The sequence below is a fragment of the Burkholderia sp. Bp8998 genome, assembly GCF_003854235.1.
GTDB lineage: Bacteria > Pseudomonadota > Gammaproteobacteria > Burkholderiales > Burkholderiaceae > Burkholderia.
The window spans coordinates 90,856-103,868 of sequence record NZ_QTQF01000030.1 but is presented as its reverse complement, the minus strand read 5'-3'; the positions used below and the strand labels follow the sequence as shown (position 1 = coordinate 103,868).

The 13,013-nt window shown below is 63.1% G+C and carries 14 protein-coding genes; all 14 read right to left on the bottom strand.

Annotation, left to right across the window (positions count from 1 at the left end):
- Positions 1-65: 65 nt before the first annotated feature.
- Positions 66-1,793 carry an AMP-binding protein gene (locus tag DIE06_RS26760; protein ID WP_124663947.1) on the bottom strand — a complete coding sequence of 576 codons (1,728 nt, stop codon included), beginning with the start codon at positions 1,791-1,793 and terminating at the stop codon, positions 66-68.
- 258 nt (positions 1,794-2,051) lie between these two features.
- Positions 2,052-2,477: a F0F1 ATP synthase subunit epsilon gene (locus DIE06_RS26755; protein WP_006477288.1), complete on the bottom strand. Its 426-nt coding sequence runs from the start codon at positions 2,475-2,477 to the stop codon at positions 2,052-2,054.
- A 112-nt stretch (positions 2,478-2,589) separates the two neighbouring features.
- Positions 2,590-3,984, bottom strand: a complete 1,395-nt coding sequence (atpD, locus tag DIE06_RS26750) for a F0F1 ATP synthase subunit beta (protein WP_059531206.1) — start codon at positions 3,982-3,984, stop codon at positions 2,590-2,592.
- A 66-nt stretch (positions 3,985-4,050) separates the two neighbouring features.
- Positions 4,051-4,926, bottom strand: coding sequence for a F0F1 ATP synthase subunit gamma (atpG, locus tag DIE06_RS26745; protein WP_124663946.1), 876 nt, complete (start codon positions 4,924-4,926; stop codon positions 4,051-4,053).
- Between the two features lie 69 nt (positions 4,927-4,995).
- Positions 4,996-6,537, bottom strand: coding sequence for a F0F1 ATP synthase subunit alpha (atpA, locus tag DIE06_RS26740; protein ID WP_014895499.1), 1,542 nt, complete (start codon positions 6,535-6,537; stop codon positions 4,996-4,998).
- A gap of 44 nt (positions 6,538-6,581) precedes the next feature.
- Positions 6,582-7,121 carry a F0F1 ATP synthase subunit delta gene (locus tag DIE06_RS26735; protein WP_014895498.1) on the bottom strand — a complete coding sequence of 180 codons (540 nt, stop codon included), beginning with the start codon at positions 7,119-7,121 and terminating at the stop codon, positions 6,582-6,584.
- Between the two features lie 2 nt (positions 7,122-7,123).
- On the bottom strand, positions 7,124-7,594 hold the full coding sequence (locus DIE06_RS26730; RefSeq protein ID WP_006477283.1) for a F0F1 ATP synthase subunit B: 471 nt from the start codon (positions 7,592-7,594) through the stop codon (positions 7,124-7,126).
- A gap of 129 nt (positions 7,595-7,723) precedes the next feature.
- Positions 7,724-7,996 (bottom strand): F0F1 ATP synthase subunit C, encoded by a 273-nt coding sequence (gene atpE, locus DIE06_RS26725; protein ID WP_021160442.1) that lies wholly within the window; start codon positions 7,994-7,996, stop codon positions 7,724-7,726.
- Positions 7,997-8,071: 75 nt separating this feature from the next.
- The gene (gene atpB / locus DIE06_RS26720; protein WP_124663952.1) at positions 8,072-8,923 is read right to left on the bottom strand and encodes a F0F1 ATP synthase subunit A; all 852 of its coding nucleotides are present in this window, start codon (positions 8,921-8,923) and stop codon (positions 8,072-8,074) included.
- 110 nt (positions 8,924-9,033) lie between these two features.
- Positions 9,034-9,561, bottom strand: a complete 528-nt coding sequence (locus tag DIE06_RS26715) for an ATP synthase subunit I (RefSeq protein ID WP_124663945.1) — start codon at positions 9,559-9,561, stop codon at positions 9,034-9,036.
- A 151-nt stretch (positions 9,562-9,712) separates the two neighbouring features.
- Complete coding sequence (locus tag DIE06_RS26710; RefSeq protein ID WP_185733484.1) at positions 9,713-10,012, bottom strand: hypothetical protein; 300 nt, start codon at positions 10,010-10,012, stop codon at positions 9,713-9,715.
- Between the two features lie 123 nt (positions 10,013-10,135).
- Positions 10,136-11,266, bottom strand: coding sequence for an SLC13 family permease (locus DIE06_RS26705; RefSeq protein ID WP_185733485.1), 1,131 nt, complete (start codon positions 11,264-11,266; stop codon positions 10,136-10,138).
- Between the two features lie 13 nt (positions 11,267-11,279).
- Entirely contained in the window at positions 11,280-12,173 is an 894-nt protein-coding gene (locus DIE06_RS26700; RefSeq protein WP_034183983.1) for a ParB/RepB/Spo0J family partition protein, read from the bottom strand.
- A 31-nt stretch (positions 12,174-12,204) separates the two neighbouring features.
- Complete coding sequence (locus DIE06_RS26695; protein ID WP_124663943.1) at positions 12,205-12,984, bottom strand: ParA family protein; 780 nt, start codon at positions 12,982-12,984, stop codon at positions 12,205-12,207.
- Between the last annotated feature and the right edge of the window lie 29 nt (positions 12,985-13,013).

The window sequence follows — 13,013 nt, the reverse complement described above, 5'->3', positions numbered from 1 at the left end:
GCCTTGCAAATCTCACAACACCGTTTCAGCTATCGAGCCTTGCTGCACAAGCCTTTGCGAATTGTTCAAGGCCGACTCTGTACGTCGAGCTTCAGTTCGTCGATCATCCGTTCGCGCATCACGAACTTCTGCACCTTGCCCGTCACCGTCATCGGCAACTCGTCGACGAAGCGGATGTAGCGCGGAATCTTGTAGTGCGCGATCTGGCCGTTGCAGAACGCGCGCACGTCATCCTCGGTCATCTGCTCGTCCGCGCGCAGCACGATCCACGCGCACAGCTCCTCGCCGTACTTCGCATCGGGCACGCCGAACACCTGGGCACTCTGAATCTTCGGATGCCTGAACAGGAATTCCTCGATCTCGCGCGGATACACGTTCTCGCCGCCGCGGATCACCATGTCCTTCAGCCGGCCGACGATGTTGCAGTAGCCGTCCGCGTCGAGCGTCGCGAGGTCGCCGGTATGCATCCAGCCGTCGACCAGCACCTCGCGCGTCTTCGCGTCGTCGTCCCAGTAGCCGAGCATCACCGAATAGCCCTTCGTGCACAGCTCGCCCGTCGTGCCGACCGGCACGACGTCGCCGTTCGGATCGACGATCTTCACCTCAAGATGCGGCTGGATGCGGCCGACCGTCGTCGTGCGCTTCTCGAGCGGATCGTCGGTCGAGCTCTGGAACGACACGGGGCTCGTCTCCGTCATCCCGTACGCGATCGTGATCTCGGACAGATGCATCTGCGACACGACGCGCTTCATCGTCTCGATCGGGCACGGCGAACCGGCCATGATCCCGGTGCGCAGCGTCGACAGGTCGAACTTCGCGAAGTCCGGATGATCGAGTTCCGCGATGAACATCGTCGGCACGCCGTGCAGCGCGGTACAGCGTTCGTCGGCGACGGCCGCGAGCGTGGCGACCGGATCGAACGCCTCGCCGGGGAACACCATCGCCGCACCCTTCGACACGCATGCGAGCACGGCCAGCACCATCCCGAAGCAGTGATACAACGGCACCGGGATGCAGAGCGAATCCTGTTCGGTGAAGCGCATCGCCATCGCGATCGAGCGCGCGTTGTTGACGACGTTGCGGTGCGTGAGCGTCGCGCCCTTCGGGCTGCCGGTGGTGCCGCTCGTGAACTGGATGTTGATCGGATCGGTGGCCGCGAGCGTCGCGCCGATCGCGTCGAGCCGCGCGACATCGAGCGTGTCCCGGCCGCGCGCCATTACGTCCGCGAAGCGGAACATGCCGGCCGGCGCGACCTCGCCCATCGACACGACCGTGCGCAGGCTCGGCACGCGCGCCGCGTGCAGGTCGCCCGGCGTCGCGCTTGCGAGCTCCGGCGCGATGGTCTGCAGCATCTCGACGTACGCCGACGTCTTGAAGCGCTCGGCCGCGATCACCGCCTTGCAGCCGACCTTGTTCAGCGCGTATTCGAGTTCCGCGAGCCGGTAGGCCGGGTTGATGTTGACGAGGACCGCGCCGATGCGCGCGGTCGCGAACTGCGTAAGCAGCCATTCGCTGCGGTTCGGCGACCAGATGCCGACGCAATCGCCCTTCACGATCCCGAGCGCGGCGAGGCCGGCCGCGAGCACGTCGACCTCGTGCGCGAATGCGCGCCAGGTCCAGCGCACCTGCTGTTCGCGGAACACGACGGCCGGACGATCGGGGACACGGCCGGCCGTGTCGAGCAGGAACCGGCTGATCGTCGCTTCGGATAGCGGCACGTCGGTCGCGCCGCGCACGTACGACAGTCCGTTTTCGGGCGCGATCAACGCCCCCTTTCCAAGGTCTGCTGCCATCGATGTCTCCGTCCGTTTTTGTCTGATCGGGCAGGCGCGCGGTTGACGCACGCGCCGGCTCCGCCGCGAACGCGGCGCGAACTTCTGATCGGATGATGCCGCGCTTCGCTGACGATACTCTGACATCGAATCGCGGCGGACGGATGAAATAGCACGACCGGACGATATGACCCGGCCCCGCAAAAAACAGACGAAAACGACGGACGAAAAAAAAGCAGCCCGAAGGCTGCTTTCTTTCGCGGGATACGCGCGCGCGGCTCAGTGCCGGCTGCGAATCTTCGCCAGACGCTGGATCGCCTCGAGCTGCGCCATCGCGGTCGCGAGCTCGGATTGCGCCTTTGCGAGGTCGAGGTCCGACTTCGCGTTCTGCAGCGTTTCCTCGGCACGCTTGCGTGCTTCCTCGGCTTTCGCCGCGTCGAGGTCCTTGCCGCGGATCGCGGTATCGGCGAGCACCGTCACGGCGCCCGGCTGCACTTCGAGAATGCCGCCCGCGACGAACACGAATTCGTCGTTGCCGCCCTCGACTTCGATGCGCACCGCACCCGGACGAATCCGCGTGATCAGCGGCGTGTGACCCGGCAGAATGCCCAGCTCACCCGTTTCGCCCGGCAGCGCGACGAATTTCGCCTCGCCCGAGAAGATCTGCTCTTCCGCGCTGACGACGTCTACTTTGATGGTTGCCATATCGACTCCTGGTTGAGCGTGTTGCGGTCGGCGCGACCGGCCGTGAAGCAAATCGACAACAGCGATTCACTACACCGTGGCCGGATCGCGCCAGCGTGCTACCACTCAGCCTTTACTGGATCTTCTTGGCCTTTTCGAAGGCTTCGTCGATCGTGCCGACCATGTAGAACGCCTGTTCCGGCAGGTGGTCGCACTCGCCGTCGACGATCATCTTGAAGCCACGGATCGTTTCCTTCAGCGGCACGTACTTGCCCGGCGAGCCCGTGAACACTTCCGCGACGTGGAACGGCTGCGACAGGAAACGCTGGATCTTACGCGCACGTGCGACCGACAGCTTGTCTTCCGGCGACAGTTCGTCCATGCCCAGAATCGCGATGATGTCGCGCAGTTCCTTGTAGCGCTGCAGCGTCTGCTGAACGCGACGGGTGATCGAGTAGTGCTCTTCACCGATCACGTTCGGGTCGATCTGGCGCGACGTCGAGTCGAGCGGGTCGACCGCCGGGTAGATACCCAGCGAAGCGATGTCACGCGACAGAACGACGGTTGCGTCCAGGTGGCCGAAGGTCGTAGCCGGCGACGGGTCGGTCAAGTCGTCCGCAGGGACGTACACGGCCTGGACCGACGTAATCGAGCCCTTCTTGGTCGACGTGATGCGCTCTTGCAGCTTGCCCATTTCTTCAGCCAGCGTCGGCTGATAGCCCACTGCCGACGGCATACGGCCGAGCAGTGCCGACACTTCGGTACCGGCCAGCGTGAAACGGTAGATGTTGTCGACGAAGAACAGCACGTCGAGGCCTTCGTCACGGAAGTGCTCGGCCATCGTCAGGCCGGTCAGCGCGACGCGCAGACGGTTGCCCGGCGGCTCGTTCATCTGGCCGTACACCAGCGCGACCTTGTCGAGAACGTTCGAGTCCTTCATTTCGTGGTAGAAGTCGTTCCCTTCACGGGTACGCTCGCCCACGCCCGCGAACACGGAGTAACCACCGTGTTCCTTCGCGATGTTGTTGATGAGCTCCATCATGTTGACGGTCTTGCCCACGCCGGCACCGCCGAACAGGCCAACCTTGCCGCCCTTCGCGAACGGGCAGATCAGGTCGATAACCTTGATACCCGTTTCGAGCAGTTCGGTCGACGGCGACAGTTCGTCGAACGCCGGAGCCTTCTGGTGGATCGAGCGCGTATGTTCGCTTTCGATCGGACCGGCTTCGTCGATCGGACGGCCGAGCACGTCCATGATACGACCGAGGGTCGGCTTGCCGACCGGCACCGAAATCGGCTTGCTCGTGTTCTTCACGGTCAGGCCGCGGCGCAGGCCGTCGGATGCACCCAGACAAATGGTACGGACCACGCCGTCGCCCAGCTGTTGCTGGACTTCGAGCGTCAGTTCCGAGCCATCGAGAATGAGCGCGTCGTAGATCTTCGGCATGCTGTCGCGCGGGAATTCCACGTCGATAACGGCGCCGATGCACTGTACGATCTTGCCTTCTACCAAAGCAGCAGTACTCATCGCTTTTCCTTTAAATACCTGATTCTTTACTCGCGCAAAGGCGCAGTTGTCGTCCCGGGCGCGCGCTTAAACAGCGGCTGCGCCGCCGACGATCTCCGACAGTTCTTTCGTGATCGCGGCCTGACGGCTCTTGTTGTACACGAGCTGCAGTTCGCTGATCACCGTCTTCGCGTTGTCGGACGCGGCCTTCATCGCGACCATGCGCGCCGATTGCTCGGACGCCATGTTTTCCGCGACGGCCTGGTACACCAGCGCCTCGACGTAACGCACGAGCAGTTCGTCGACGACTGCCTGCGCGTCCGGCTCGTAGATGTAGTCCCACGACGTGGCCGGCGTACCGTCATCGGCTTCGAAGTGTTCCGACGACAGCGGCAGCAGCTGCTCGATCACGGCTTCCTGCTTCATCGTGTTGACGAAGCGCGTGTAAGCGATATAGACCGCCGACAGCTTGCCTTCCGAGTACAGATCGAGCTGCGTCTTCACAGCGCCGATCAGCTTGTCCAGATGCGGGGTGTCGCCGAGGTGCACGACCTGCGACAGCACCTTCGCGCCGAAGCGGTTCAGGAACCCGAGGCCCTTGCTACCGATCGCGGTGGCTTCGACCTTCTGGCCCTTCTCTTCCAGCTCCTTGAACTTCTGCACCGTCGCACGCAGCACGTTGGTGTTCAGACCACCGCACAGACCCTTGTCCGTCGTGACGAGGATGATGCCGGCCGTGTTCGTGCCTTCGTTCGCCACCATGAACGGGTGGCGGTACTCCGGGTTCGCGCGGCTCATGTGCGCGGCGATGGCACGGACCTTGTCCGCATACGGACGAGCGGCGCGCATGCGTTCCTGCGCGCGACGCATCTTCGATGCGGCCACCATCTCCATCGCCTTCGTGATCTTGCGCGTGTTCTGCACGCTCTTGATCTTGCCGCGAATTTCCTTCATTCCAGCCATAGCTTGCTCCTTGACCGAAGCGGCGCGGGCGCATCAGCACCCGCGCGGCCTCAGTGTGTCACTCGCGGATCAATAGGCACCGGACTTCTTGAAGGATTCGATCGCCGAGCGCAGTGCGCCTTCGTCGTCCTTCGAGAGATCCTTGGTGTCCTCGATGCGCTTGATGAGGTCAGCGTGGCTGGTCTTCAGGTTGTCGCGCAGGCCCTTCTCGAACGACAGCACTTGCTTGACGTCGAGATCGTCGAGGTAACCGTTGTTCGCGGCGTACAGCGACACGGCCAGTTCCCACACCTGCAGCGGCTGGTACTGCGGCTGCTTCAGCAGTTCCGTCACGCGGCGGCCGCGCTCGAGCTGCTTGCGGGTCGCTTCGTCGAGGTCCGATGCGAACTGCGCGAATGCGGCCAGTTCACGGTACTGCGCGAGGTCGGTACGGATACCGCCCGACAGCTTCTTCACGACCTTCGTCTGAGCGGCGCCACCGACGCGCGACACCGACACGCCGGCGTTGATTGCCGGGCGGATGCCTGCGTTGAACAGGTCGGTTTCCAGGAAGATCTGGCCGTCGGTAATCGAGATCACGTTCGTCGGAACGAACGCGGTCACGTCGCCAGCCTGCGTTTCGATGACCGGCAGTGCCGTCAGCGAGCCGCTCTTGCCCTTCACTTCGCCGTTCGTGAACTTCTCGACGTACTCTTCCGACACGCGAGCAGCACGCTCGAGCAGACGCGAGTGCAGATAGAACACGTCACCCGGGTACGCTTCACGGCCCGGCGGGCGGCGCAGCAGCAGCGAGATCTGACGGTATGCCCAGGCTTGCTTGGTCAAGTCGTCATAGATGATCAGCGCGTCCTGGCCGCGGTCGCGGAAGTATTCGCCCATCGTGCAGCCGGCGTACGGTGCCAGGTACTGCATTGCGGCGGAATCCGATGCCGAAGCGGCGACGACGATCGTGTATTCCATCGCGCCCGTTTCTTCGAGCTTGCGAACCACGTTCATGATCGACGAAGCCTTCTGGCCGATCGCGACGTAGATACAGATCAGGTCCTTGCCCTTCTGGTTGATGATCGCGTCGAGCGCCACCGCGGTCTTGCCGCACTGACGGTCGCCGATGATCAGCTCACGCTGGCCACGGCCGATCGGCACCATCGCGTCGATCGACTTGATGCCCGTCTGCACCGGCTGCGACACCGACTTACGCCAGATCACGCCCGGGGCGATCTTTTCGATCGCGTCGGTCAGCTTCGCGTTGACCGGGCCCTTGCCGTCGATCGGGTTGCCGAGCGCGTCGACCACGCGGCCGACGAGTTCCGGACCAACCGGGACTTCCAGAATGCGGCCCGTCGTCTTGACGATGTCGCCTTCCGAGATGTGTTCGTATTCGCCGAGAATCACCGCGCCGACCGAGTCGCGCTCGAGGTTCAGCGCGAGGCCGAACGTGTTGCCCGGAAACTCGAGCATTTCGCCCTGCATCACGTCCGACAGGCCGTGGATGCGCACGATACCGTCGGTCACGGAGATCACGGTGCCCTGGTTGCGAACGTCTGCGCTCGCTTCAAGGCCCTGGATCCGGCTCTTGATCAGCTCGCTGATCTCAGAGGGATTGAGTTGCATTATTCGCTCCTGATAGTCAATTCTGTTGCGTGCCGGCGTGGCGCTCAGGCGGTCAAGGCAGCCTGCATCGATGCGAGGCGCGCGCGAACCGAGGTGTCGAGCACTTCGTCGCCGACCGTCACGCGCACGCCGCCGATCAGCGACGAATCGACTTCGACCGTCGGCTTCAGCTTGCGCTTGAACTTGCGTTCGAGGCCAGAGACGAGGCTTTCGAGATCCGCGCCGTTCAGCGGGAACGCGCTCACGATCTCGGCGTCGGCTGCACCTTCACGTTCGTTCTTGAGCGCCTCGAACTGCTCGGCAATTTCCGGCAGCAGCGCGATGCGATGATTGTCGACCAGCATCTGCACGAAGTTCTTCGCTTCGGCGCCGGCCGCGACCGGCGACTTCACCGCAGCAAGCAGCAGCTCGGCCACTTGCGTGCGCGTCACCTTCGGGCTCGACGCGACCGACAGGACTTCCGGCAGACGCGCAACCTGGGCCAGCTCTTGCACGAGCGTGGACCAGGCGGCGATGTCACCTCCCTCGGCCACGCGGAACAGCGCTTCTGCGTAAGGGCGGGCGATGGTTGCAAGTTCGGCCATGATCAGAGCTCGGCTTTCAGTTGATTCAGCAGTTGGGCGTGGGCCGTTTGATCGACTTCGCGCTTCAGGATCTGCTCGGCGCCCTTCACGGCCAGCGCGGCGACTTCGCCACGCAGCGCTTCGCGCGCCTTCACGATTTGCTGTTCTGCTTCCGCTTTCGCCTGAGCGACGATGCGGGCGGCTTCAGCCTGGGCGTTGGCCTTGATTTCCTCGGCGACCGCCTGGGCACGCTTTTCAGCGTCGGCGATGCGCTGCTGGCCGTCGTTGCGGGCCTGCGCGAGTTCCTGGTCCACGCGCTTGTGCGCTGCGTCGAGTTCCGCCTTGCCCTTCTCCGCGGCGGCGAGGCCGTCGGCGATCTTCTTCGAACGTTCGTCGAGGGCGTTGATCAACGGCGGCCACACGAATTTCATCGTGAACCACGCGAGGACCAGGAACACGACCATTTGCGCAAACAGAGTTGCGTTGAGATTCACGGTGTTTCCTTATCTGCTATTCCGGAAAAATGAAACGGTAAGGCGCTCATCGAGTTGCATTCGATCAGCGCCCCAAGTCTCCGTTCCGCCCTGCGCCGGCTTGCGCCGGACGCATATTTCCGAGGAACCTTAGCCTGCGACGAGCTTCGACAGGAGCGGGTTCGCGAACGCGAACAGCATTGCAACACCCACGCCGATCAGGAATGCCGCGTCGATCAGACCAGCCAGCAGGAACATCTTCGTTTGCAGCGGGTTGATGAGTTCCGGCTGACGTGCGCAGGCTTCGATGTACTTGCCACCCATCAGCGCGATACCGATACAGGCGCCGATTGCACCCAGGCCGATGATGATGCCGATACCGATGGCGGTCAGACCCTGGATGTTGGCGATGTAAGCTTGCATGATCACTCCTTTGTGAAAAGACTTGGAACTGAGATTTAAAAAACTAAAACGGAAACTCTTTCTTGCACGCCGCGCTTAGTGCTTGTCGTGCGCCTGGCCGAGATACACCAGCGTCAGCATCATGAAAATGAATGCCTGCAACAGAACAATCAGGATGTGGAAGATTGCCCAGACGCTGCCCGCGATCACGTGACCAACGAAGCCGAGGAACGTTGCGTCGCCACCGAAGCTCCACATGCTGCCGAGCAGGGCGATCAACAGGAACAACAGCTCACCCGCGTACATGTTGCCGAACAGCCGCATACCGAGGGAGACGGTCTTCGCGAGATATTCGACGATGTTGAGCGCGAGGTTCGGGATCCACAGCAGCGGGTGGGCGCCAAACGGGGCCGACAGCAGCTCATGCACAAAGCCGCCCGCGCCCTTGATCTTGATGCTGTAGTAGATCATCAGGACGAACACGCCGAGCGCGATGCCGAGCGTGCCGTTCAGGTCGGCCGTCGGGACGATGCGATGGTGGGAAATCACGTCCGACAGACCGAGCAGGCCAATGACGCGGCCCGGCAGGTCGACGGGGAGGAAGTCGAGGGAGTTCATCAGCGCGACCCACACGAACACCGTGAGGGCGAGCGGAGCGATGAAGGCACGGTTGCCGTGGACGATGGCCTTCGATTGGTCTTCGACCATTTCGACGAGCATCTCGATCGCGCACTGGAAACGGCCCGGCACGCCCGAGGTCGCCTTGCGGGCGGCCAGGCGCAGCAGGAGGATCGTCACGATGCCGCACACGATCGACCAGAACAGCGTGTCGAGGTTCCAGACGTGGATGTCGAAAATCGACGTCTGATGCGAGGTGGAGAAATTCTGCAAGTGGTGCGCAATGTACTCGGACGGATCCGGACCGCGCGTGCCTTCGCTAGCTGCCATATCGTTAATGCCACCCAAATTGTCGAAAATCGTTTTGCCCCGTTCCGCAATACGCTATTGCGGGAACGAGCCGGTGCGGTTCATTGTCGAAACCGCACGCTGCTTGTTTCTTACCGCCAGGCCAGCGCGATCCAGTACGTCTTCAGCACGACGAGGTAGGTGACGAGGAGTGCCGGCCAGTGCACGCCGGCGTAGCCGTACGCCACTGCGGCGAACATCCCGATCGTCACGCCGAGCTTCAGGGCTTCACCCATCACCCAGCTCATCACGGTGGCCGAGCCACCTGCCTTCAGTCGTGCCACGAACAACGCGCTTGGCACCCAGCCGATCGCCCCGCCCAGAAACGCGGATTGCGCAGCGGCGCCCGGTGACTTTGAAAACAGCCACCACGCCAGCGTTGCAACCAGGGACAAGACCACCTGCGCGATCACCACCTTGTAGGGGGTCACGCGCGACGGCTTGCTCACGTTCGGACCGAACAGCCTCTCGGCTTCCGTCCGCGTGAGCGGAACGATGTTGTCATCTTGCTGCTCGACATCCCAGTCGTCGTCATCGGACTCGCGCCGCTCGCCGGCCGCTGAAGCGGTGCGTTGCGCTCGGTGATCATCGTGCCTGTCGTTCGGCGCCTGACCCGCCATCGCAATCTTCCGCAAAATCCTTGAACCCGGCCCCAAGCTTTCCGAAAGCTTTCAGGGGTGCCTAGCTAACAAATCCGGGCGATTGTAAGCGATAGTTGCAAGTGATTCAAGGCTTTAGACGCGACAAAAACCTGCGTAAAACGACGCGTCATCATGTGAAAAACGCGCGAATCGACGACGTACGATGACAGTTGTAAGGTCGGTTTTTTGCACCCGTATTTCTTGCTCGAAAAAGTCCGTCGACGAGGCAACGACACAACATCGGCGCCTGGCGCGGGCGCCAGCGGCGCGATGCGATTGCAACAGGAATTCCGCTGTGACGCGACCGCCGGAAATGACCTGGCGCGACGGAACGAAAGAGAGGAAATACTGTGACCACCACATCGAGCATGATGCGCGAAATTCGCTTGAACGCGAGCGCGCCGATGCCTGCAATCAGTTGTTGTGCCACCACAGTAGATCGACTGTGGGTTGCCACACTTATCAACAACCCTCGCCTCGCATCCACTGCGAATGCTGTGCCCCCCCCCCCTTCAAGCTTGCAGCCCGCCTGCACCGCACGCGGGCGCACTGCTCAGCCGTGCACGAGCAGCCACGCGCCCAGTGCCGCGCTCACGAGCGCGAACGGAATCGACACGAGGTGAAACGGCAGCCACATGCGCGGCTCCTTGGCGAGACGCACCGCGATCAGGTTCGCGAGCGAACCGATCGCGAAACCAAAACCGCCGACCGACACCCCGAACGCAAGCGCACGCCAGTCGTGTGTGAATTCCGACAGCAGGATCGCCGCCGGCACGTTGCTGATGCCCTGCGACAGCACCGCACCTGCCGCGAACACGCGCAGCGGCGAATCGAGATGGGTCCGCGCGATCGCGTCGTGGACAACGGGCAACGCGGCCGCGCTGCGCAACACGACGAACATCAGCACGAAGATCAGCAACAGCAGCCAGTCGATCTTCAGGACTGCCTCACGTTTTGCCACGAGCAGCGCGATCACGACGACGATGAGGCCCGGCAACGGATGATGCGCGTCGGCCAGCAACACGAATGCACCGAACAGCACCGCCGCGAGCAGTGCGTGGATGCGCTGCACGGGAACAACCTCGACGTCTCCCGACAGGTCGAGCGGCCTCGCGCGAAACGCACACGCCGTCAGCCCGAGCAGCAGCGCCATCAGCGCGAGGGCAAGCGGCCCGAGCTCGACGACGAAGCGGCCGAACGACATGCCGCTCAATTGCCACAGGAAAAGGTTCTGGGGGTTACCGAGCGGCGTCGCGACAGACCCCGCGTTGACGGCCAGCGCGACCACGATCACGAGCCGGCGGAACGGCAGCGGTGTCAGCGCACGCAGCGACACCATCAGCGGCACGACGACGAACAGCGCGACATCGTTGGTGAGCCACATTGCGAGCACCGCCGCAAACACGACGAGCAACATCGCGAGCCCGCGCTCGGAGTGCACGTGATGCACGATGCGATGCGCAAGCCACATCAGGCATCCGGACAGCTCGAGCGCCTTGGTCAGCATCAGCAAACCCGCGAGCGTCGCAACGGTCGGCCAGTCGACGAGACCGGCCAACGCGGAAATTGGTTGCGGATGCAACCACTGAAGAAGAATCAGCGCAAGCCCCAGTACCGTCAGTACTGGTTCCTGCGCAAGCCAGCCGAGCCACCGGCGTGGCGCCGGCGCGCCCGTACTTTCCACCAATTGCGCCTCGTTATTCTTCAGTTGCGACGTTGCCGCGCAGGCGCGCGAGGATGCCCTCGAGCGCATCGAGATTGCCGAAGTCGATCATCACCTGCCCTCGCCCGCGGCGGCCGAGCTTGATCTTCACGGTCGACGCGAGCAGGTCGGACAACTCCTCTTCGAGACGGCGCGTGTCGCGGCCACCGTCGTCCTTCGCGCGCGCCTTCACGGCCGGCGCTTCCTTCGTCGTGTGCGCGACCAGCTTCTCGGTTTCACGAACCGACATGCGCTTGTTGACGACCTGGTGCGCGAGCGTGATCTGCGTCGCCGCGTCGACCGCGAGCAGCGCACGCGCGTGCCCCATGTCGAGATCGCCGGCCAGCAGCATCGTCTGCACCGGCGATGCGAGGTTCAGCAGGCGCAGCAGGTTCGACACCGCGCTGCGCGAACGGCCGACCGATTCGGCCGCCTGCTCGTGCGTGAAACCGAACTCGTCGAGCAGACGCTGGATACCGTGCGCCTCTTCCAGTGGATTCAGGTCCTCGCGCTGGATGTTCTCGATCAGCGCCATCGCGGCGGCGGCCTGATCGGACACGTCCTTCACGAGCACCGGCACTTCGTCGAGACCGGCCAGGCGTGCCGCGCGGAAACGCCGCTCGCCGGCGATGATCTCGTATTTGTCAGACGAAATGGGCCGTACCAGGATCGGCTGCATCACACCTTGTGCGCGAATGCTGGCCGCCAGCTCCTGCAGGCTGCCTTCGTCCATCCGCGTCCGCGGCTGGTACTTGCCGGCCTGCAGCTTGCCGAGTGCGAGCGTGTTCGGTGCCCCTTCGATCTTCACCGCTTCGGTGATGTCCGCACTGCCGCCGAGCAGCGCTTCGAGGCCACGTCCCAAGCCCTTCTTCTTTGGTACCGCGTTCATGTCTTTCTTCCTCGCTTCGCTCATGTCCGGATCACGACACCTCGAACGCGCGCACGCGGTCGATCATCTCGGCACCGAACTGGAGATACGCCTGCGCACCGCGCGAGTTGCGGTCGAACACGACGCCCGGCAACCCGTAACTCGGCGCTTCCGCCAGGCGCACGTTGCGCGGAATCACCGCGTCGAACACCTTGTCGCCGAAGTGCGCTTTCAGTTGATCGGAGACTTGCTGCTGCAGCGTAATACGCGGATCGAACATCACGCGCAGCAAGCCGATGATCTTCAGGTCGCGGTTCATGTTCGCGTGAACCTGCTTGATCGTATTGACGAGATCCGACAGCCCTTCCAGCGCGAAGTACTCGCACTGCATCGGGATCACGACGCCATGCGCCGCGCACAGCCCGTTCAGCGTCAGCAGCGACAGCGTCGGCGGGCAATCGATCAGCACGAAATCGTAGTCGTCGGCCACGCGCTCGAGCGCGACCTTCAACCGACGCTCGCGGTTGTCGATGCTGATCAGCTCGATCTCGGCTCCGGACAGCTCGCGGTTGGCCGGCAGCACGTCGTACGTGACACCTTCCGGGCGCACACGCGCGTCCGTCACCGATACGCCGTCGACCAGCACTTCGTACACGGTCGACTCGCAGGCAGCCTTGTCGATCCCGCTACCCATCGTCGCGTTGCCCTGCGGGTCGAGATCGATCAGCAGGACTCGTTGCTCCTGCGCTGCAAGGCTCGCGGCGAGATTGACCGATGTCGTCGTCTTGCCGACGCCCCCCTTCTGGTTCGCAACGCAGAAGATCTTTGCCATCGTTGGTGTGTTCCCTTTACCTTCAAACA